Below are 20,524 nucleotides of genomic sequence, written 5' to 3'. Positions count from 1 at the left end.
CCAATCCCGCCCTCACCGGAAGCTCGTATGCATCCTCGTCTCTGGTGCGGCCGTGAGGGGAGAATGGCACGAGGATGATGGGGCGGGGATAAGTTTTCGGGCCAAGGCATCATGGTTGCGAAATGGTAACCACTGGGGTGGTAATTTCGCATTCTGCAATTTTGTGCCCTCCCTGCGTACCGGAGTATCCCCGTGACCGCCATTTCCGCCTGGTTCTCCCGCGAGCGAAAGACGCCCATCGCCGAATGGTGGTGGACGGTGGATCGGGAATTGCTGTTTGCGCTGATTGCGCTGATGGGGTTCGGTGTGCTCTTGAGCTTTGCGGCGAGCCCGCCGGTGGCCGAGCGGATCGGGTTGGGGCCGTGGCATTTTACCCAGCGGCACGTGATATTCTGCATTCCGGCCCTGGCCGCGGTGTTTCTGGCCTCGCTGGTCAATGCGCGCTGGGCGCGGGTCATCGGGTTGGTCACGCTGGTGGGAGGCGTTGTGCTTCTGGCGCTGACGCTGCGTTACGGCGTCGAGGTCAAGGGCGCCCGGCGCTGGATTTCGTTCATGGGGCAATCGCTTCAGCCCATCGAATTCGTCAAGCCGGCCCTGGCGGTGATGTCGGCCTGGTTCATCTCCGAACAGATGAAGCGCAAGGATGTGCCCGGCCATTGGCTTGCCATGGGGGCCACCGGGCTGGTGGTGGGGCTGCTGCTGCTCCAACCTGACGTGGGACAGACCATCCTCGTTGCCGTGGTTTATGGCGGGTTGCTGTTTTTGTCGGGCATTTCCTGGCTGGTGATCGGGGTGTTGGGGCTGGCGGCGATCGGTCTGCTGGTTCTGGCCTATACCGTTTTTCCGCATGTGGCGCGGCGTATCGATGCCTTCATCAACCCCGAGACCGGAGACAATTATCAGGCCGAGCGGGCGCTCGAATCGCTGCTCGAGGGGGGATGGTTCGGAATGGGACCGGGTGAGGGAATCGCGCGCCGCTATCTGCCGGACGCCCATGCCGACTTTGTGTTCGCGGCGGGGGCCAGCGAGTTCGGCATCCTGTTCTGCCTGATGCTGGTGGGACTGATTGCCTTTATCGTCATCCGGGCGCTCAACCTGGCAATGCGGCAGCAAAACCTGTTCAATCGGCTGGCGGCGAGCGCGCTGGCCATTCAGTTCGGTGTGCAGTCGGCGTTCAACCTGACCGTCAATCTCAATCTCATCCCGCCCAAGGGCATGACGCTGCCCTTCGTTTCGTATGGCGGCACCTCAATGATTGCGATTGGGCTGTCCATGGGTCTATTGCTGGCGCTCACGCGGCGAAAGCCCGAAGAAACCTTTGCCACCGGCCTGCCGATCCGCAGCGCCCTGGATCATCCGGGCGTGCCGGGCAAACGCTGAGCTGGTCGCGCCTTGGATCAAGTCCGCTTTTCCTTGAATCGCGGACTTGATCCAGGTCCTTGTTTTGTCGCGCGTCCGAACCGCAAAACCGTTTTCACTTTTGCTGGACGCGCTCCAGCGCACCGAACAACAGGTTGATATGAGTACATTTGCATTGATGGCCGGGGGGACGGGCGGACATCTTTTTCCAGCCATGGCGCTGGCGCAGGAACTGCGCCGGCGTGGGCATGAAATTCATCTGGTGACCGACGAACGGGTCAGCCATTACGGGGCGGAATTTCCGGCAAGCGGCATTCATGTGGTGCCCGCTGCCACGCCCTCTATCCGCAATCCGATAAAGTTCCTCAAAGCGGGGTTCACAATACTGGGCGGAACCGGAACGGCCATTGGCGTCTTGCGCGAGATCAAGCCGGCAGCGGTGGTCGGTTTCGGGGGGTATCCCTGCTTTCCGCCATTTCTTGCAGCATCGGTGCTGCGCATTCCTGGCATCCTGCACGAGCAGAATGCGGTGATGGGGCGGGCCAACCGGGCGCTGGCGCGGTTCGCAAAAGTGCTGGCCATGAGCTTTGCGCAGACGGCGCATGCCGACAAATTCAAGCTCGACAAGGTGCTGGTGGGCAATCCGGTGCGCGACAGAGTTCGGGCGATTGCCGGAATGAGCTATCCGGCGCTTGCCGAAGACGGGCCGATCAATCTTCTGGTGTTCGGTGGCAGCCAGGGCGCGCGGGCGTTTTCGGACATCGTGCCGGCGGCGATTGCGGAGCTCGACGAGCCCTTGCGGCGGCGGCTGGTCGTCACCCAGCAATGCCGGGAGGAAGACCTCGACCGGGTGGCGGAAGCCTACCGCGCGGCGCGGGTCAACGTGGAACTTGCCGGGTTTTTCACCGATTTGCCCGAACGTATCGTTTCGAGCCATCTGGTGATCGGGCGGGCAGGGGCTTCAACGATTGCAGAATTGGCCGCCCTGGGGCGGCCCTCCATCCTGATTCCGCTGCCCGGATCGCTCGATCAGGACCAGAAGGCCAATGCGCTGGTGATGGAAAAGGCCGGGGGCGCGTGGGTCTTCGATCAGGCCACGCTTTCACCGCAATCTCTTGCCACCCAGCTTCACGAACTCTTGAACGCTCCGGATCGCCTTCGGGCAGCAGCTTCGGCCGCCCTGTCGGTGGGCATGCCCGATGCCGTTGAACGGCTGGCCGATCTCGTCGAGCAAACCGCCAAAGGACAGTCATGAACACCAAGATGCCACGCGATATCGGGCCTGTGCACTTCATCGGCATTGGCGGGATCGGGATGAGCGGCATTGCCGAAGTGCTGCACACCCAGCGCTACACGGTGCGCGGTTCGGACGCGTCGATGAATGCCAATGTACAGCGGCTGCAGGCCATGGGCATCGAAGTGATGGTGGGGCAGAAGGCCGAAAATATCGGCGATGCCGCGGTTGTCGTCGTCTCGTCGGCCATCAAGAAGGACAATCCCGAACTGAAAGAAGCCCGCGCCAAGGGGCTGCCCATCGTGCGGCGGGCCGAGATGCTGGCCGAAATCATGCGGTTCAAGAACGCGATTGCCATCGGCGGCACCCACGGCAAGACGACGACGACCTCTATGGTCGCGGCGCTGCTCGATGCGGGGCAGTTCGACCCGACGGTGATCAATGGCGGCATCATCAACGCCTATGGCACCAATGCGCGGCTGGGGCAGGGCGACTGGATGGTTGTCGAGGCCGACGAAAGCGATGGCACTTTCGTTAAACTGCCGGCCGATGTCGCGGTCGTGACCAATATCGACGCCGAGCATCTCGATCATTATCACGACTTCGAGGGGGTCAAGAAAGCGTTCCGCAATTTCATCGAGAACGTACCGTTCTACGGGTTTGCCGTGATGTGCCTCGATCACCCCACTGTGCAGGCGCTGGTGGGCGAGATCGAGGACCGGCGGATGATCACCTATGGGCTCAACCCGCAGGCCGATGTGCGGCTGATCGATGTGGTCAACGACAATGGGGTTTCGAAGTTTTCGGTGGTCGTCCGGGACCGGATCAGCGGCAAGACGCGCACCATCGATGCACTGGAACTGCCCATGCCGGGCATGCACAACGTGCTCAATGCGACAGCGGCGATTGCCGTGGCGCAGGAACTCAAGATCACCGACGCGCAGATCCGGGCGGGGCTGAAAGGGTTCGGCGGGGTCAAGCGGCGGTTCACCAAGACCGGTGAAGTTGACGGGATCACCATTATCGACGATTACGGGCACCATCCGGTCGAGATTTCCTCGGTGCTGCGGGCGGCGCGGCAATCGACCAAGCGCGACGTGATTGCCGTGGTGCAGCCGCACCGCTATTCACGGCTCAACGATCTGTTCGACGATTTCTCGGCGTGTTTCAACGAAGCCGATACGGTGCTGGTGGCGCCGGTCTATGCGGCGGGCGAAACCCCGATCGAAGGTGTGAGCCATATCGAGCTGGTGGACCGGATCCGGGCGCGTGGGCATCGCGATGCGCGGGCGATTTCAGGGCCCGAAGAGTTGGCGGGGCTGATCGCGGATCGGGCCGGGGCAGGCGATTATGTCGTGTGCCTCGGTGCGGGGAACATAACGCTCTGGGCAGCGGCGCTGCCGGGCGAGCTGGAAGCTGAACTGACCGGAAAGTCCAGGGCCAGCGCATGAGTTTTCCCGACCTATTGCCGCAGTTTTCCGGCTGGATCGGGGATGTGCGGGGCAAGCTGAGCCCCAATCATCCGCTGGCCAAGACCGTGTGGTTTCGCGTGGGCGGGCCGGCGCAGCTCTATTTCGAGCCGGCGGACGAAGCCGATCTTGCGCTTTTTCTGAAAAGCCTGCCGGCCGAGATCAAAGTGACGGTGATCGGGCTGGGCTCGAACCTTCTGATCCGTGATGGGGGTATCGACGGAGTGGTCATCAAGCTGCCGGCCAGGGCGTTCGGCGGGGTCGAAGTGCTGGAGGGCAATCGGGTGCGGGCCGGGGCGGGGCTTCCCGACGTCAAGATCGCCACGGCGGCAGCCAAGGCGGGAATCGACGGACTGGCGTTTTTCCGGGGCATTCCCGGGGCGGTCGGCGGCGCGCTTTACATGAATGCGGGGTGCTATGGCACCGAAGCCAAAGAGCGGGTGGTCAGCCTGCGCGGCGTGACGCGGGACGGCGAGATTATCGAGCTGACCAATGCCGATATGGCCTATCAGTATCGCAAGTCGAACGGGCCGGAGGGGGTGGTGTTCACTTCGGCGGTGTTCGAGGGGCTTTCCGGCGACAGCGAGGACATTCTGACCAAGATGCGCGAGATCACCGAGCGGCGCGAGAGCACGCAGCCGACCAATACGCGCACCGGCGGATCGACCTTCAAGAACCCCGATGGGCAATCGGCCTGGAAGCTCGTCGATGAGGCGGGGTGCCGGGGATTGCGGATCGGGGATGCGCAGGTTTCGGAAATGCACACCAATTTCCTCGTCAATCTCGACGCGGCGAGCGCCTACGACATCGAGACGCTGGGGGAGACGGTGCGGGCCAAAGTGCGGGAAACGCACGGTGTCGAGCTGGTGTGGGAAATCCGGCGGATGGGGCATTTCGCGCCGGGACGTGAAGTCAAAGAGTTTCTCGACGGCGATGTTTTTGCCGGCGTAGCCTGAACAAGCCGGAAGGGGCGAACCAATGGCCAAACATGTTGCGGTGCTCAAGGGCGGATGGTCGCATGAACGCGAGGTGTCGCTGAGTTCGGGCGGCGAATGCGCGCAGGCGTTGCGCAATGCCGGATACGAAGTGAGTGAAATCGACGTGGAGCGCGACATCGCCTCGGTGCTGAGCGCGCTCAAGCCCGACGTCGTGTTCAATGCACTGCATGGGCGGTTCGGCGAGGACGGGACCATTCAGGGGATGCTGGAAATTCTCGGCATTCCCTACACCCATTCGGGCGTTCTGGCCTCGTCTGTTGCCATGGACAAGCATCAGGCCAAGGTGATGTTCAAATCGGCAGGGGTGCCGGTCACCGATCATGTGATCGCAACGCGCGACGCCATTGCCAAAAGCCACGTGATGGCGCCGCCCTATGTGGTCAAGCCGTACAATGACGGCTCAAGCGTCAATGTGTTCATCGTCAAGGAGGGCCAGGAGCATCCGCCGCAGGAAATTCTGCGCACCGATTGGGATGGTGATGAAGAGTTGATGGTGGAGCGGTTCATCCCCGGGCGCGAGCTGACCTGCGCGGTGATGGGTGACGTGGCGTTGGGGGTGATCGAGGTCGTCACGGACCTTGCATTCTACAATTATGAGGCGAAATACGTGAATGGGGGCTCCCGACACGAGTTGCCGGCGCAGGTTTCACCGAAAATTTACGAAAAAGTTCAGAAGATGTCGCTGAAGGCGCATGCCGCCCTGGGCTGTCGTGGGGTGTCGCGGAGCGACTTCCGCTACGACCCGCGCGGCGGCGACGATGGCGAGCTTGTGTGCCTTGAAATCAATACCCAGCCGGGGATGACCAAAACCTCGCTGGTCCCGGAGTTGGCGGCCCATGCCGGCCATTCGTTCGAAGAGCTGGTGAGCTGGATGGTGGAGGACGCAAGTTGCAACAGATGAGGCGTAAGGAAGTCATCGGGGCCGTGCCCGCTTCCAGCCCTCTCGCGCCACCCGCACCCCGCATCGAACGTCCGGCCCTGCGGGTGGTCCCGAGCCTGTCTCCGTTGACGCGCGACCGTTCGCCAGCCCTTGTTGGCGGGCGCGGGCTTGTGCCGGTGCGCCGGCGCGGCGGGATACTGGTTTCTCTTGGCAATTGGTGGGTGCTGCACAAAAAGCTCGCGCTGCGGGTCATCGGGCTGATGATCGTTTTGTGCGTTGCCATCGGCGGCTATGTGATGCGCGAGGAGATGTCGGACGGCCTTGGGGTGATCGGCAATGTTTTGACCGGGCACATGGCCGATGCCGGGTTCGCGATCGAGAAGATCGAGATCAACGGGCTATCGCTGACGCGGGAGGCCGATGTGGCGCGTGCGTTGGGGATCGAGGGCGGGTCGACCAGCCTTGGCTTCGATATTGCCGAAGCGCGGCTGCGGGTCGAGGAAATCCCGTCGATCGCTTCGGCAACGATCCGCAAGGTCTATCCCGACAGCCTGCTGGTTTCGATCACCGAGAAAGCGCCTCTGGCGCGCTGGCGGATCGATGGGGCGACAATGCTTATCGATGCTTCGGGCGCGCCGATCGCGCCGGCCAGCGTCGAAAATGGCGAGTTGCCGCTGGTGATCGGGGAAGGGGCCGGGGACAATGCGGCTGCGATGATCAATCTGGTCAACCGCTATCCCGACCTGACCTTCGATCTGGCCGCGCTCAACCGTGTGGCCGATCGGCGCTGGGATCTGATCTTTTATTCCGGCCTGCGCGTGCAACTGCCTGAAACCGGGGTTGTCGACGCGCTGGGCCGGCTCAACGACTATCAACTCGACTATCAGGTTCTGCAGCGCGACCTCGATCTGATCGACATGCGCGTTGCGCAATATGTGGCCGTGCGGCCCACGGTTCGTGAAGAAGAAGACGATCAATGATGACCTCTGCGATGACAGCGCGCCTCAAGCCGGTGCAACCGGGCCGGTCATCTCTGGTGACCGTGCTCGATATCGGTTCGACCAAGATCTGTTGCGTGATTGCGCGACTGGTGCCGCGCGAGGGCCGGGCACTGCGCGGGCGCACGCATATGGCAGAGATCATCGGGTTCGGCTATGGACCCTCTGCGGGGGTCAAGAGCGGGGTGGTGACCGATCTGGACAAGGCCGAGCAGGCGATCCGCTCGGTCGTCGGCATGGCGGAGCGGGCCGCGGGGATTACCGTGCAGTCGGTGGTGGTAAATGTCACCGCCGGGCGGCTGGGATCGGAAACTTTTTCGGCGAGTGTTTCGCTCGATGGCCATGAGGTCGAGCCGAGCGACATTTCGCGGGTGCTGATTGCCGTCAACGATCGCAGCGTGCGTGACGAGCGCTCGATCATCCATGCGCTGCCCATAGGCTATGCGCTCGACGGGCAGAAGGGCGTGCGCGATCCGCGCGGCATGGTGGGGGAAACGCTGGGCGTCGACGTTGCGGTGATTTCGGCCGAAACGCTGGCCATGCGCAATATCGAACTGGCGCTCAACAAATGCCACCTCGAGGTCGAAGCGCTGATGGCGACGCCCTATGCGTCGGGGCTGGCGACACTGGTCGATGACGAAGCCGATCTGGGCGTTGCCTGTATCGACATGGGCGGAGCGACGACGACGGTGTCGGTGTTCAATGAGGGCCACCTGGTCTATGCCGACGCGCTGGCCATTGGGGGGCACCACATCACGCTCGATATAGCGCGGCAGCTTTCGGTGAGCGTGGCCGATGCGGAGCGGTTAAAGACGCTCTACGGGTCATGTCTGCAGGGGCAGACCGACGAGACCGACGTCATCACGGTCATGCCGATCGGGGCCAATTCCCATGAATCGCCCAATTCGATTTCGCGCGAGATGCTCACGCGGGTGATCCGGCCGCGCGTCGAGGAAATTCTCGAAGCGATCCGCGACCGGATGCAGGCGACGGGGATGATGGATATTTCCGGGCGCCGGTTCGTTCTGACCGGCGGGGCTTCGGATCTGACCGGGTTGCCCGAGCTGGCGCGGCGCATGCTGGCGCGCAATGTGCGCAATGGACGCCCGCTGGGGGTTTCCGGGCTACCCGATCGCGCCAAGGGCGCGGCCTTTGCCACGGTGGCGGGGATGCTCGTCTATCCGCAGGTGTGCGGCGCCGAATATGTCCAGCCGCGCCCGACGCGGAAGCTGACCGGATCGGACGGCTATTTCGCCAAGGTTGGCAGCTGGCTCAAGTCGGGCTTTATGTGAGCGGGGCCGGTCTTTAAATCACCCGTGTTATCCTTGAGGAACTGTGCCTGCGCAGGGGCATTGGGCAGGAGTGCCAAGTCAGGCTTGGTCTTTCCAACCCATGCTCGTGGAGGACTTCCCATGAAGACACTGATTGCAACTTCAGCGCTTGCCCTGATGTTTGCCGCCTCGCCGGCATATGCGCAGGGACAGACAGCCAGCGCGACCTATATCGACGCCGAAGGACAGGAGATCGGTGAGGCCACGCTGGCCCACACGCCCAATGGCGTGGTTGTCGAAATCGATGTCGAGGGCCTTCCCGCCGAGCAATGGGTGGCGGTCCATGTTCATGAAAACGGTGAATGCGATCCGGAGGGCGGCTTTGATTCAGCGGGCGGCCATTTCAATCCCGCCGACGTCGATCATGGCTATTACAGCGAAACCGGGCCGCATGCCGGCGACATGCCGAACCAGTATGTCGGCGCTGACGGTATTCTGCGCAGCCATCTGTTCAATCCCTTCGTCACCCTGGGGCAGGGGGACGCCGACATCATGGGGCGGGCCCTGATGATCCATGGTGGTGCCGATGACTATGAAAGCCAGCCATCGGGTGATGCGGGCGACCGGATCGCTTGCGCCGTTATCGAATAGGCGCTGCGGGACGCCTGGTATCGTGTGGGGGGCTGGAACGCCCCCGCTTTCCATCATTGTCCGCGATAAGCGGCTTCGAGGTCGGCCACGATGAGTTTTTTCATCTTGAGCATGGCTTGGGTGGCGCGCTTGGCTCCCTCGGGGTCCTTGCCCGTGACGGTGCTATAGAGGGCTTTTGGCACGATCTGCCAGGAGACGCCGAACCTGTCCTTGACCCCCCCGCATTGGCTCTCGGCGCCCTCGCCTTCGGTCAGCTTGTCCCAGTAATAGTCGACTTCGGCCTGATCGGCGCATTCGATTATGAAGGAGGTCGCTTCGGAGAATTTAAAGTGCGGGCCGCCATTTATGGCGTTGAAGCGCTGGCCGAGGATTTCGAAGTCGCCGGTCATCACCTTGCCGGGTTCTCCCATGCCACCTTCGGTATAGCGGGTGGTGCCGTGGATCCAGGTGTCGGGAAAGACCGAGGCATAAAAATCCATCGCCTGCTCGAGATTGTCGTCGAACCAGAGACTGGGGATGATTCTGGGCATTTTTCGCTCCTTTAAAAACCAATATGTTATATTCTGTTATGGTTATATACTGGCGCTGGCGAATGTCAACCCGGTGTTGGCCCGAGCGGGGCAAATCATGCTTAACATGCGGTGACTTTGTGGCTGTCAAGTCTCGCATTTTGCAGATTGGTTAACGAAATCGGTAGCTTTGTTAGGGGCCGGTTAACGAATTGAGCGCTACATCTTTGGCATGCAGCCACTATGAGGCCAGGGATGACAATCAACCTTCAGATTCCGGGAATCCAAGAACTTAAGCCGCGAATCACCGTCTTTGGCGTCGGTGGTGCGGGCGGAAACGCGGTCAACAACATGATTAACTCGGGCCTCGAGGGCGTCGAGTTCGTTGTGGCCAATACAGATGCGCAGGCGCTGGCTCTGTCCCGCGCGCAACGTGTCATTCAACTAGGCGTCGGCGTGACCGAAGGCCTTGGTGCCGGTTCGCACCCCGAAGTAGGGCGTGCGGCGGCCGAAGAAAGTTTCGACGAACTCAACGATCACCTTTCGGGTTCGCATATGGTGTTCATCACCGCCGGTATGGGCGGTGGCACCGGCACGGGTGCGGCACCTGTGGTGGCGCGCGCGGCGCGCGAGCAGGGCATCCTGACTGTCGGTGTTGTGACCAAGCCGTTCCAGTTCGAAGGCAATCGCCGCATGAAGCTGGCCGATGAGGGCATCGACGAGCTGCACCGCCATGTCGATACGCTGATCGTGATCCCGAACCAGAATCTGTTCCGGGTGGCCAATGAGAAGACCACGTTTGCCGACGCGTTCGCGATGGCCGACGAAGTCCTGTTTTCGGGCGTTGCCTGCATCACCGACCTGATGGTCAAGGAAGGGCTCATCAACCTCGACTTTGCCGACGTGCGCGCCGTGATGCGCGGCATGGGCAAGGCGATGATGGGAACCGGCGAGGCCGAAGGCGAGGATCGTGCGCGTCACGCCGCCGAGGCGGCAATCGCCAATCCGTTGCTTGACGATGTTTCGATGCAGGGCGCACGCGGGCTCCTGATCTCGATCACCGGCGGCAAGGACATGACGCTCTATGAGGTCGATGAAGCCGCTTCGCGTATCCGCGAGGAAGTGGATTCCGATGCCAATATCATTCTCGGCGCGACGTTCGACGACTCGCTGCAGGGCAAGGTTCGCGTCTCGGTGGTTGCCACCGGCACCGACGCGCTGATGGTTCAGGCGCTCGATCCGGTCAAGCCCAATGCCAATCGCCAGCCCTTGCAGGCCAAGCGTTTGCCCGAAGCCGTTGCCACGCCGGCGACAGCCCAGGCACCGCGTGCCGAACAGCCCGCTGCCCAGCAGCCCGCCGCGGCCCATGCCAGCGCCAATATGAGCGACGATCAGTTCGAAGCTGCCGTTGCACAGGCGATCAAGGATGGCAATTCGGCGGCCGCCGCCGCGGCGACTGCTGCCCGGCAGACCGAAGACAGCGGTGTGACCATCGAGCCTTATACGCCCAGTGCCGCCGTGCGCCAGCCGGTGGAGGAGGCCCAGCGGGCGCCCGACGCCGCGATGCCCAAACCCTACGTGCCCTCGGGCGCCGAACGCCCGCAGCTTCAGCGTCGGGTTCCGCGCGCCGAAGACATGCCGCCGGTGGCCCGTCAGCAGATGGAACAGCCCCGGAGCGAAGAGCCGCGCAACGCGCGGGCCCTGTTCCGCCGCCTGGCCTCCAATGTTGGGCTGAGCCTGGGCGGGGAAGCCGAACCGCACGAGCAAGCTGAACGCGTGCAGCCCCAGTTCGACGATGCTGCCGCCCGCAGCGCCATCGAGGCTGCTCCCTCTCGTCCGGCCGCACCGCGTCCGCAGGCGGAAGGCGCAGCGGGACAACTCGACGCACATGGCCGTGCACCGGCCCGTGCGCCGCAGAAGGAACAGCTGGAAATCCCGGCGTTTCTCAAACGCCACGGTTAATCCAAAATTGCCATTTCGGCTTTAAATCGGCCTGACACGGGTTTCGTGTCGGGCCGATTTTCGTTAAGAGGGCGATTGGGCCACTCGTCAACAAAAGGGCCCGGAGTACCAATGAAAAACAATACCGTGCGCCAATGCACGCTCACGCGTCCTGCAGAGTTCGCTGGAATCGGTGTGCACAATGGCAAGCCTTCGCGCCTTGTCATCAATCCGGCGCCAGCCGATTCGGGTTATACGCTGACCCGTATGCTGGAGGATGGCAGCAGATCCGCGAGCGTCAGGATCGACCATTCGCGGGTCAGCCGGACCTCGCTGTGCACGGTTATCGATCTGGGCAACTCCATCAGCGTCGCGACTGTCGAGCATGTGCTGGCGGCGCTTAACGGGCTTGGCATCGACAATGCGGAAATCGTGGTCTGGGGCGAAGAATGCCCGATCATCGATGGCAGCGCCGAGCCATTCGTCGATGCGGTGCTCGATGCGGGCATTTCGATCCAGCCGCAGCGCAAGAAATTCATCCGCATCCTGCGCTCGGTAACGGTGCGCGACAATGACGCCTTTGCCATGCTCGAAGCCTATAATGGCCGGGCGTTCGATGTTGAGATCGACTTCAACTCCAAGGTGATCGGCCGCGAGCGGATGATCTTTGACTGGTCGCCGCGCAAATTTGCCATCGAGGTGGCGCCGGCCCGCACCTTCGGATTTGTGGCGCAGGCAAAGGTTTTGCGTCAGGCCGGCTATGCGTTGGGATCGAGCCTTGAAAATTCCATCGCCATCGAGGAAGAAAAAATCGTCAATCCCGACGGGTTGCGGTTCGACGACGAATTCGTGCGCCACAAGCTGCTCGACGCCGTGGGCGATCTTGCCCTGGCAGGGCTGCCGATCTATGGACGGTTTAAGTCCTACAAGGGCGGGCATGGCCTTAACGCGCTTGTGCTCAAATCGCTTTTTGCCAGCGAAGCCAATTACGAGATTCTCGAGGCGGACGCACTGCCGCTTGAAATGGAAGCGCTGGGCGATCTGCCTGAGAGGCTGTCTGTCGAGCCCTACTTGCGTTCCATCGGTTGAATGGGCGATAACCCCCGTCACAGTTTTGGACAGATTGCCCGCTAGCGGATTGTGGGCACGCGCGGGTCACGGTTCATGCCCGGGCCATGAGGACGGAGTTTTTCGTGAATATCATAGCCAGACCAAGCAAAGCGCCACGGATTTGGAAGATGGCGGTGACCATGGCCCTCGTCGGGGTGCTTGCCGCCTGTTCGCCCATGTCGATGTTTTCGCGCACGGGTGACGAAGAGCCTCTCGTGCCGGCCGAGCAGCTCTATGCAAGCGCCGTCACCAACATGGAAAACAACCGCTATATCGCGGCCATCGAGGATCTTGAAACGCTCGAGCGGCAGAATCCCTTCTCGGACGTCAATGAACGCGCCAAGGTGATGCAGGTTTTCGCCAATTTCCGGCTCTCCCGTTTCTCGGAAGCCGCACGGCAGGCCGACCAGTTCCTGGCGCTCTATCCGCGCTCTTCGGAAGTGCCCTATATCCTGTTCCTCAAGGGCAGCTCATATTACGAACAGATCACCGACATCACGCGCGATCAGGAACTGGCGCAGGACGCTATCGAGACCTTCACCCAATTGCAGGCCAACTATCCCGATTCCCGCTATGCCCGGGAATCGCGGCAGATGCTGCTGATCGCGCGCGATCAGATTGCCGGCAAGGAAATGAGCGTTGGCCGCTATTATCTGGGCAATGGTCAGTACACGGCGGCGATCAATCGCTTCCGCATTGTGGTGGAAGATCATCAGACCTCGACCCATGTGGAAGAAGCGCTTTATCGGCTGACCGAAGCCTATCTGACGCTGGGCCTTGTGGGCGAAGCGCAGACGGCGACGGCGGTGCTGGGTACCAACTATCCAAGTTCGGAATGGTATCAGCGGGGCTTTGACCTGCTGCAGAATCAGGGCCTGTCGCCCCAGATGATGACAGGCAACTGGATGGCCGACCGATAGGCCAGCGCCACGCATGTGAACCTTTGACGATGCCCCGGCCATTGGTCGGGGCATTTTCTTAGGCGCTTGCCGCCAAACCTTTGTTCCTGTAATGTTCGCATCGCCAATGGTGCGAAACCTGTGTTCAAGGTTTGCAGCCGGGGTGACTTGCGGGGTAGAAGTCAGGGCCAACAAACGCATGGGAGAAGCGGGAGCGATGTTGAACACGCTTTCGGTCCGCAACATCGTTCTGATCGACCAGCTCGACCTGGCGTTCGAGACGGGTATGACCGTCCTGACCGGGGAGACGGGTGCGGGCAAATCGATCCTTCTCGATGCGCTTACACTGGCGCTGGGCGGACGAGGGGACGCTGCGCTGGTGCGCAAGGGCGCCGACAGCGGGCAGGTGGTGGCGGTGCTCGCCTTGCCCGAAAGCCATCCGGCCAGGGTTCTGCTGCGCGAGAACGAGATTGAGGATGATGCCGAGATCATCCTGCGGCGCGTGCAGCACGCGGATGGCCGCACGCGGGCCTTCATCAACGATCAGCCGGTTTCGGCGGGCCTGTTGAAATCGATCGGCGGGCTGCTCGTGGAAATCCACGGTCAGCACGACGACCGGGCTTTGGTCGATGCGGCGACCCATCGGGTGCTGCTGGACAGTTTTGGCGGCTATGAGAGTGAACTGGTGGCCGTGTCGAAGGCTCATGGTCGACTGGTAACGGCGCAAAAGGCCGTGGACGTTCAACGGGCGCGGGTGGAGCAGGCGGCGCGTGAGGAGGATTATGCGCGCCACGTGATCGAGGAATTGTCGGCCCTCAAACCCGAGGTCGGCGAGGAAATAACGCTTTCCGAGCGCAGGCAATGGCTGATGGGGCTTGAGAAGGCGGCGGGGGAAGTCAATGACGCCGACGAAATCCTCAACGGCACCAATGCACCCGGGCCGACGCTGGCCATGCTGTTGCGGCGGCTGACCCGGAAATCGGAGGCCGAGGCGGCGCTGTTTGCGCCGATGGCCGATGCTGTCGATCAGGCTCTTGTGGCGCTCGATGCGGCCAGCGAGGCGCTGGAGGCGATCCGGCGGGAGATGGCGTTCGACCCGCGCGAACTCGAGCAGACCGAGGAAAGATTGTTCGCGCTGCGGGCTGCGGCGCGCAAGCATCAGGTCGAGGCTGACGCGCTGACCGAGGTATTGGCCAAATATGAGGGCGACATTGAAGCGCTCGAATCGGGCGCCGAGACGCTGGTGGCGCTGGAGGCGGAATTAAGGGACGCCGGCGCGGCGTATCACGAGGCAGCGGAAAAGCTCTCCAAGGCGCGCGAGAAGGCGGCGAAGGCGCTCAGCAAGGCCGTCGAGGCCGAATTGCCCGATCTCAAGCTGGGAGCGGCGAAGTTCATCGTCGATTCCCAGGTGGACCAAGAGCGGGTTTCGCCCCACGGGATCGACCAGATCGCGTTTCATGTGCAGACCAATCCGGGCACGACGCCGGGTCCGATGATGAAAGTGGCATCAGGGGGCGAGTTGTCGCGGTTCCTTCTGGCGCTCAAGGTGGTGCTGGCCGACAAGGGGTCGGTGCCGGTGCTGATTTTCGATGAGATCGATACCGGGGTCGGCGGCGCAGTGGCGGACGCCATCGGCAAGCGGCTGGCGCGGCTGGCGCAATCGGTGCAGGTTCTCACCGTTACCCATGCGCCCCAGGTTGCAGCGCGGGCCCAGACCCATCTGCTGATCGAGAAACAGGCGATCGAGGAAGGTGCGTTCATGCGCACCCATGTGCGGCCGCTCGATACCGGGATGCGAGGCGAAGAGGTGGCGCGCATGTTGGCCGGGGCGACGATTACCGAGGAAGCGCGAGCGGCGGCACAGCGGCTGATGCGTGAAGTTGGCGTTTAGGGAGTGGCGCGTTGAGTATCGATCTACCGGTTGGTGAACTGCTGCTGGAAGACGCCAAGAGCGAGCTCGACCGGTTGCACGGGCTGATCGAAAGGGCCGACAGGGCCTATTATCAGGACGATGCCCCTGAGATTTCAGACGCCGAATACGACGCCGCGCGGCGGCGCTATATGGAAATCGAAACGCAGTTTCCCGAGTTGCGGCGGACCGATTCACTGTCCGAGCGCGTGGGGGCGGCGCCGGTCGAGGGCTTTGCCAAGGTGCGACACGCGGTGCCGATGCTGTCGCTGGGCAATGCGTTCGATGACGCGGATGTTGAGGATTTCGTCCAGCGCGGGCGAAAATTCTTCGAGCGCGACAAGGGACTGGAACTGGCCTTTACCGCCGAACCCAAGATCGACGGACTGTCGGCCTCGCTGCGCTATGAGAACGGTGTCTTCGTGCGCGGGGCGACGCGGGGCGACGGGACCGAGGGCGAGGACATAACCGAAAACCTCAAGACCATTGCCGATATCCCCAAAAGGCTTTCGGGCTCGGCGTGGCCCGACGTGCTCGAGGTGCGCGGCGAGGTCTATATGACCCATGCCGATTTCGCGGCCCTCAAGAAGCGTTCGGCCGAAGAAGGCGGGCAGGATTACGTCAATCCGCGCAACACGGCGGCCGGGTCGCTGCGCCAGAAGGATCCTTCGGTAACCGCCAAACGGAATCTGAAATTTTTCGCCTATGCCTGGGGGCAGGTGAGCGCGCCGATTGCCGACACGCAGTATGAGGCGGTGCAAAGGCTCGGAGAGTGGGGCTTTATCATCAATCCACTGATGGTGCGGACGACGAGCGTTGAGGAATTGCTTGGCCATTACCGGTCGATCGAGCAGCAGCGCGCCACGCTGGGCTATGACATTGACGGGGTCGTATACAAGCTCGACAGGCTCGACCTGCAGCAGCGCTGGGGATTTGTGGCGCGGGCGCCGCGCTGGGCGATCGCGCACAAATTTCCGGCCGAACAGGCGACTACGATTCTGCACAAGATCGACATTCAGGTGGGGCGTACGGGGACGCTGACGCCGGTGGCTCGGTTGCAGCCGGTGACCGTGGGTGGGGTGGTCGTGGAAAACGCGACGCTGCACAATGAAGACTATATCGCGGGGCGCGACAGCTTCGGGGCGACAATCCGCGATGGCTACGATATCCGCGAGGGCGATACGGTGATCGTGCAGCGGGCGGGAGACGTGATCCCCCAGATCGTGGCTGTGGTGCCCGACAAGCGCCCGGCGGGATCACAGCCGTTCGAATTTCCCCATGTCTGTCCCGAATGCAATTCCGACGCGGTGCGGGAGGTCAATCCCAAGACCGGTAAGCTCGATGCGCGGCGGCGGTGTACCGGGGAGCTGATCTGTCCGGCGCAGGCCGTGGAGAACCTCAAACACTTCGTTTCCCGCAATGCGCTCGACATCGACGGGTTGGGCGACAAGCAGATCGCGGCGTTTCACGCGGAGGGCCGGATAAAGGAACCGGCCGATATCTTCAGGCTGGCCGAGAACGACGCCAAGGGTCTGAAAAAACTCAAGGATCAGGAGGGGTGGGGCGAGACTTCGGCCAAAAAGCTCTTTGCCGCAATCGATGCGCGGCGCGAGCCCGATCTGGACCGATTCATCTTCGCGCTCGGCATTCGACATGTGGGAGAATCGACGGCGGCGCTTTTTGCCAAGACGTTTTCGAATTTCGAAGCGTTTCGGGAAATGGCGTTTCGCGCCGGAAAGGGAGACGAGGAGGCCTATGACACGTTGCTGGGCATCGATGGCGTGGGCGACACTGTGGTGCAATCTGTGACCGGCTTTTTTGCCAATGAGCGCAACGAGAAGGCCATCGACGCGCTCCTCGCCGAGGTGAAGCCGAAGGACTATGTGGTCAACATTTCCGCTGACAGCGTGGTGGCGGGCAAGACGGTTGTGTTTACCGGCAGTTTGGAGCGCATGTCACGGACGGAGGCCAAGGCGATGGCCGAGCGGCTGGGCGCCAAGGTTTCGGGTTCGGTTTCGGCCAAGACCGACCTCGTTGTGGCCGGGCCAGGGGCGGGCAGCAAGCTCAAACAGGCCGAAAGCCTGGGGGTCGAGGTGATCTCGGAAGACGAGTGGTTCGAAAGGGTGGCGCAGGCATGAGCAAGATCTGGCTGGTAATTCTTCTGTTTTTCGGCTCGGTGGCTGGCGCTGCCGCGCAGGAGAGCACAGCAGATAGTCTGCGCGATCATCTCTATGGCGGCCGGTTGGCCGAGGGTCTGGACGCGATGGAGGCACGGCCTGACGGCGATGCCGAGGCGTCGTTCGGCATTGCCATCCTGACGCTGTTTTCGGGCATCGAAGATCTGGTGCAACCTCTTTATGCGCATGGGTTTGACCCCGAGCGCGGCGTTGCGGTGAGCCCGTTTTTCGGCGTGCTGGGGGCGGAAGGCGGTCAGAGGACGCCTGAGCCGCTGACCTATGACGCTTTGCGCGGCTATCTCGCGGCGTTTTCGGACGATCTTGATGTGGCCATCCCTTTGCTGCTTGCCGCAGCGGAAGGCGATTTTTCCGTCGAGATCGACGTGACGCAAATTCGCATCGACATCGATGGCGACGGAGAGGCAGGTGAGGCGGAATCGGTTGGCGCGTTCCTGGCGATGGCGGCGGGGACGGGGCAGCGGCTTGACATGGGATCGGGTATGGCGCCGGATCTGGGGCTGCCTGCCACCACTTTTGCTTTCGATGGATCGGATTCGATCTGGCTGGCGGGGTATTCGCAGGTTCTGGCGACCCAGTCGGACTTCTTGCTGGCTCATGATTTCGAAGATTTCTTCAATGCGGCGATGCACAGGCTGTTTCCAGGAGCCGGGCTACCGATGGAAACTCATCCCAATAGCGGGCAATTGTTCATGGACCGCGACAGCGACGCGTTGCTGGCCGATGCGATTGCCATGATCCACACGATCAACTGGCCGGTTGTCGATCGGGAACGGCTGATTGGCGCGCGGGACAGGGTGTTGAGCGTGCTTGATCTGTCGCGGCGCAACTGGAATTCGATCCTGGCGGAAACCGACGATCATCTCGAATTCATTCCCTCGCCCTACCAGACGCCGCTGGCCCCGCAGATGGCGGTGACCAAGGAGATGGTCGGGGCCTGGCGCGAGACGCTGGACGTTTCCGAAGCCATTCTGCGTGGCGAGTTGCTCTTGCCGCACTGGCGCTATGGCGATCTCGGGTTCGACCTTGCCGCGTGGTTCGAGGGTGCAGAGCGGACCGATGCAGTGCTGCTGTTTACCGGGCTCGATGCCTTGCCCTATCTCAAGGTGGGCGAGATTGCAGATGCAGAGTCCTTTGCGGCGGCCAACGGGGTGTTTGGTGGTTCGATCTGGAATTATGCAGCGTGGTTCAACTAGGGGCGACGGGATGACAGAGGTCCACAAGCTTTCCTGCCATTGCGGGGATATCGAACTTGAAGTGTCCTATGCGCTGGGACGGCTTTTGGAATGCAATTGTTCGAGCTGCGCGCGGTCGGGTTTCCTTCACTGGAAGGTGCCGGTGGAAGCGGTACGCCTTTTGACCCAGAAGCGCAGGCTTTCGGTTTATCTGTGGCGTGACGTGGATGGCGGGCACCATTTTTGCCCGACCTGCGGTACGGCGGTTTTTCGGACCGGTTATCGGGACAGGATATCGGTCAATGCGCGGTGCCTGGTGGGCGTGGACGTCTTTACGCTCGATGTGGAGCGCTGGGACGGCCGCAGCGAAATGCCGCCGGGCCCGACCCTGTGATCGGGCGCCCGGCGACGTCTTTCAAAGCGGGGCGGTGGCCTGATCCAGCCAGCGTCTTGTGCTCTCGTCGAGATGGGGTCCGATTTCGCGGGCAATGCGGGCGTGGTAGGCGTCAAGCCAGTCGCGCTCTGCTGTTTCTAGCATGTCTGTGGCGATCAGGCGCCGGTCGATCGGTGCCAGGGTGAGCGTTTCGAAATCGAGATAGCCCGGAGCCACCTCGCTTTCCTGCACGATGACAAGGTTTTCGATGCGGATGCCGTACTGCCCCTCGAGATAGTAGCCCGGCTCGTTGGAGAGGACCATGCCCGGTTCGAACGGGACGGTGTAACGCGGTGAAATGCCGGCAGGGCCTTCATGGACCGAAAGGAACGCGCCGACCCCGTGGCCCGTGCCGTGGTTGAAGGTAAGGCCGACCTGCCAGAGAAACTGGCGGGCGAGAATATCGATCTGCGCCCCGTTTGTGCCTTTTGGGAACCGGGCGCGGGAGATGGCGATCATACCTTTGAGGACCCGCGTGAAGTGGTCTTTTTGCTGGGCGGTGATCGGACCGGTGGCCATGGTGCGGGTGATGTCGGTGGTGCCCGAGAGATATTGGGCACCGGAATCAACGAGCATCAATTCGCCGGGACTGAGGGTGCGGTTGGTTTTTTCCGAAACCCGGTAGTGGACGATGGCGCCATTGGGGCCCGAGCCCGAAATGGTTTCAAAGCTCACATCGACGGCGGTCTGTTCCTCGCGCCGGTAGGCTTCAAGCATTTTGACGATGTCGATTTCGGTCAGCCCGCCACGCGGGGCTGCCTCATCGAACCAGGCGAGAAATTTGGCCAAGGCGATGCCGTCGAGCTTGTGGGCCTCGCGCATGCCGGCCAGTTCGACTTCGTTCTTTCTGGCCTTGGGCAAAAGCACCGGATCGCGTTTTTCGATCAGCCTGGCGCCATTCGAGAGAACGGATTTGACCTGAACGGGTGCGGTTTCCGGATCGAACCACACAGCGCGGCCCTGTTTGGCCAGATCGGCAAGCGCGGCTTCAAATCCGTCCTTGCCCACAAGCTCGGCGGTGCCGGAAAGGGCCGAGCGGTTTTCTTCGGTCAATTTGTTTTCGGCGAGAAACACGGTTGGGGTGCCATCGGCGGGCACGATGGCAAAGCCGAGGACGAAGGGATTGTGGGGAACGTCGCGACCCCGGATGTTGAACAGCCAGCATAGCGATTCCGGCAGGGTCAGGACGACCGCGCCTGCGCCTTCCTTGGCCATCGCGGCGCGCAGCTCGGCCAGCTTTTCTGTGGTCGGTTTGCCGGTGCGGTTGTCGCCCAGCACTTCGAGCGGGCCCTGCGGGGGTGCCGGGCGATCGGCCCAGATCGTATCGACGGGGTTGGCGACGGGGATCAGTTCGATGCCCGCCTTTTCCAGAGGCTCTCGGATCGAGGCCAGGCGGCCCGGCGTGTGCAGCCAGGGGTCGAACCCGATGCGGGAGCCTGATGGGAGGTTCTGGGCCATCCAGTCGCCGGGACTTGTCGATGTGGTGTCGTGAA

At 62.2% G+C, this 20,524-nt stretch carries 17 protein-coding genes; 15 read left to right on the top strand and 2 right to left on the bottom strand.

Features of this window, described 5'->3' with window-relative positions; all coding sequences use genetic code 11:
* Nucleotides 1-192 precede the first annotated feature (192 nt).
* From AACZ55_RS10190 to AACZ55_RS10155, 8 genes are all read left to right on the top strand, one after another.
* Nucleotides 193-1,380 carry a putative peptidoglycan glycosyltransferase FtsW gene (locus tag AACZ55_RS10190; RefSeq protein WP_338609921.1) on the top strand — a complete coding sequence of 396 codons (1,188 nt, stop codon included), beginning with the start codon at nt 193-195 and terminating at the stop codon, nt 1,378-1,380.
* 139 nt (nt 1,381-1,519) lie between these two features.
* On the top strand, nt 1,520-2,614 hold the full coding sequence (gene murG / locus AACZ55_RS10185; protein WP_338609922.1) for an undecaprenyldiphospho-muramoylpentapeptide beta-N-acetylglucosaminyltransferase: 1,095 nt from the start codon (nt 1,520-1,522) through the stop codon (nt 2,612-2,614).
* Nucleotides 2,611-4,044 carry a UDP-N-acetylmuramate--L-alanine ligase gene (gene murC / locus AACZ55_RS10180; RefSeq protein ID WP_339645814.1) on the top strand — a complete coding sequence of 478 codons (1,434 nt, stop codon included), beginning with the start codon at nt 2,611-2,613 and terminating at the stop codon, nt 4,042-4,044. Before murG ends, murC begins: the two co-directional genes overlap by 4 nt.
* Entirely contained in the window at nt 4,041-5,018 is a 978-nt protein-coding gene (murB, locus tag AACZ55_RS10175; protein ID WP_339645811.1) for a UDP-N-acetylmuramate dehydrogenase, read from the top strand. The genes murC and murB overlap by 4 nt, the downstream gene beginning before the upstream one ends.
* Before the next feature lie 22 nt (nt 5,019-5,040).
* Nucleotides 5,041-5,961 carry a D-alanine--D-alanine ligase gene (locus AACZ55_RS10170; RefSeq protein WP_339645809.1) on the top strand — a complete coding sequence of 307 codons (921 nt, stop codon included), beginning with the start codon at nt 5,041-5,043 and terminating at the stop codon, nt 5,959-5,961.
* Nucleotides 5,958-6,920 (top strand): cell division protein FtsQ/DivIB, encoded by a 963-nt coding sequence (locus AACZ55_RS10165; RefSeq protein ID WP_339645807.1) that lies wholly within the window; start codon nt 5,958-5,960, stop codon nt 6,918-6,920. The genes AACZ55_RS10170 and AACZ55_RS10165 overlap by 4 nt, the downstream gene beginning before the upstream one ends.
* Nucleotides 6,917-8,230, top strand: a complete 1,314-nt coding sequence (gene ftsA / locus AACZ55_RS10160) for a cell division protein FtsA (protein ID WP_338609930.1) — start codon at nt 6,917-6,919, stop codon at nt 8,228-8,230. Before AACZ55_RS10165 ends, ftsA begins: the two co-directional genes overlap by 4 nt.
* A 120-nt stretch (nt 8,231-8,350) precedes the next feature.
* Nucleotides 8,351-8,860: a superoxide dismutase family protein gene (locus AACZ55_RS10155; RefSeq protein ID WP_339645804.1), complete on the top strand. Its 510-nt coding sequence runs from the start codon at nt 8,351-8,353 to the stop codon at nt 8,858-8,860.
* A gap of 53 nt (nt 8,861-8,913) precedes the next feature.
* On the opposite strand, the gene AACZ55_RS10150 is transcribed toward AACZ55_RS10155, so the two are convergent.
* Entirely contained in the window at nt 8,914-9,390 is a 477-nt protein-coding gene (locus tag AACZ55_RS10150; protein ID WP_339645802.1) for a VOC family protein, read from the bottom strand.
* A 234-nt stretch (nt 9,391-9,624) separates the two neighbouring features.
* Between AACZ55_RS10150 and ftsZ the strand changes: the two genes are divergently transcribed.
* The 7 genes from ftsZ to AACZ55_RS10115 all read left to right on the top strand — a co-directional run bounded on the left by ftsZ (nt 9,625) and on the right by AACZ55_RS10115 (nt 18,992).
* A complete protein-coding gene (gene ftsZ, locus AACZ55_RS10145) occupies nt 9,625-11,331 on the top strand; it encodes a cell division protein FtsZ (protein WP_338609933.1) in 1,707 nt (568 codons plus the stop codon).
* A 111-nt stretch (nt 11,332-11,442) separates the two neighbouring features.
* Entirely contained in the window at nt 11,443-12,399 is a 957-nt protein-coding gene (gene lpxC / locus AACZ55_RS10140; RefSeq protein WP_338609934.1) for a UDP-3-O-acyl-N-acetylglucosamine deacetylase, read from the top strand.
* 149 nt (nt 12,400-12,548) lie between these two features.
* Nucleotides 12,549-13,340 (top strand): outer membrane protein assembly factor BamD, encoded by a 792-nt coding sequence (locus tag AACZ55_RS10135; RefSeq protein WP_339645798.1) that lies wholly within the window; start codon nt 12,549-12,551, stop codon nt 13,338-13,340.
* A 196-nt stretch (nt 13,341-13,536) separates the two neighbouring features.
* Entirely contained in the window at nt 13,537-15,210 is a 1,674-nt protein-coding gene (gene recN / locus AACZ55_RS10130) for a DNA repair protein RecN (RefSeq protein WP_339645796.1), read from the top strand.
* A gap of 11 nt (nt 15,211-15,221) precedes the next feature.
* On the top strand, nt 15,222-17,366 hold the full coding sequence (gene ligA, locus AACZ55_RS10125; RefSeq protein WP_339645793.1) for an NAD-dependent DNA ligase LigA: 2,145 nt from the start codon (nt 15,222-15,224) through the stop codon (nt 17,364-17,366).
* Nucleotides 17,363-18,619, top strand: a complete 1,257-nt coding sequence (locus AACZ55_RS10120) for a hypothetical protein (RefSeq protein WP_339645790.1) — start codon at nt 17,363-17,365, stop codon at nt 18,617-18,619. The genes ligA and AACZ55_RS10120 overlap by 4 nt, the downstream gene beginning before the upstream one ends.
* 10 nt (nt 18,620-18,629) lie before the next feature.
* Nucleotides 18,630-18,992: a Gfa-like protein gene (locus AACZ55_RS10115; protein WP_339645788.1), complete on the top strand. Its 363-nt coding sequence runs from the start codon at nt 18,630-18,632 to the stop codon at nt 18,990-18,992.
* Nucleotides 18,993-19,013: 21 nt separating this feature from the next.
* Here the strand turns inward: AACZ55_RS10115 and AACZ55_RS10110 are convergent.
* A partial coding sequence (locus AACZ55_RS10110; RefSeq protein WP_339645786.1) for an aminopeptidase P family protein occupies nt 19,014-20,524 on the bottom strand: 1,511 nt, incomplete at its 5' end.

This window comes from uncultured Pelagibacterium sp., from assembly GCF_963972885.1.
Lineage (GTDB): Bacteria > Pseudomonadota > Alphaproteobacteria > Rhizobiales > Devosiaceae > Pelagibacterium > Pelagibacterium nitratireducens.
The sequence above is the reverse complement of the archived record's forward strand: the minus strand, read 5'-3'. Positions and strand labels throughout refer to the sequence as shown.

What these genes read in the sequence shown, in the direction of transcription:
- murG (WP_338609922.1), top strand. Translation starts at nt 1,520, where the DNA reads ATGAGTACATTTGCATTGATGGCCGGGGGGACGGGCGGACATCTTTTT.
- murC (WP_339645814.1), top strand. Translation starts at nt 2,611, where the DNA reads ATGAACACCAAGATGCCACGCGATATCGGGCCTGTGCACTTCATCGGC.
- murB (WP_339645811.1), top strand. Translation starts at nt 4,041, where the DNA reads ATGAGTTTTCCCGACCTATTGCCGCAGTTTTCCGGCTGGATCGGGGAT.
- AACZ55_RS10170 (WP_339645809.1), top strand. Translation starts at nt 5,041, where the DNA reads ATGGCCAAACATGTTGCGGTGCTCAAGGGCGGATGGTCGCATGAACGC.
- AACZ55_RS10165 (WP_339645807.1), top strand. Translation starts at nt 5,958, where the DNA reads ATGAGGCGTAAGGAAGTCATCGGGGCCGTGCCCGCTTCCAGCCCTCTC.
- ftsA (WP_338609930.1), top strand. Translation starts at nt 6,917, where the DNA reads ATGATGACCTCTGCGATGACAGCGCGCCTCAAGCCGGTGCAACCGGGC.
- AACZ55_RS10155 (WP_339645804.1), top strand. Translation starts at nt 8,351, where the DNA reads ATGAAGACACTGATTGCAACTTCAGCGCTTGCCCTGATGTTTGCCGCC.
- AACZ55_RS10150 (WP_339645802.1), bottom strand. Translation starts at nt 9,390, where the DNA reads ATGCCCAGAATCATCCCCAGTCTCTGGTTCGACGACAATCTCGAGCAG.
- ftsZ (WP_338609933.1), top strand. Translation starts at nt 9,625, where the DNA reads ATGACAATCAACCTTCAGATTCCGGGAATCCAAGAACTTAAGCCGCGA.
- lpxC (WP_338609934.1), top strand. Translation starts at nt 11,443, where the DNA reads ATGAAAAACAATACCGTGCGCCAATGCACGCTCACGCGTCCTGCAGAG.
- AACZ55_RS10135 (WP_339645798.1), top strand. Translation starts at nt 12,549, where the DNA reads ATGGCGGTGACCATGGCCCTCGTCGGGGTGCTTGCCGCCTGTTCGCCC.
- recN (WP_339645796.1), top strand. Translation starts at nt 13,537, where the DNA reads ATGTTGAACACGCTTTCGGTCCGCAACATCGTTCTGATCGACCAGCTC.
- AACZ55_RS10120 (WP_339645790.1), top strand. Translation starts at nt 17,363, where the DNA reads ATGAGCAAGATCTGGCTGGTAATTCTTCTGTTTTTCGGCTCGGTGGCT.
- AACZ55_RS10115 (WP_339645788.1), top strand. Translation starts at nt 18,630, where the DNA reads ATGACAGAGGTCCACAAGCTTTCCTGCCATTGCGGGGATATCGAACTT.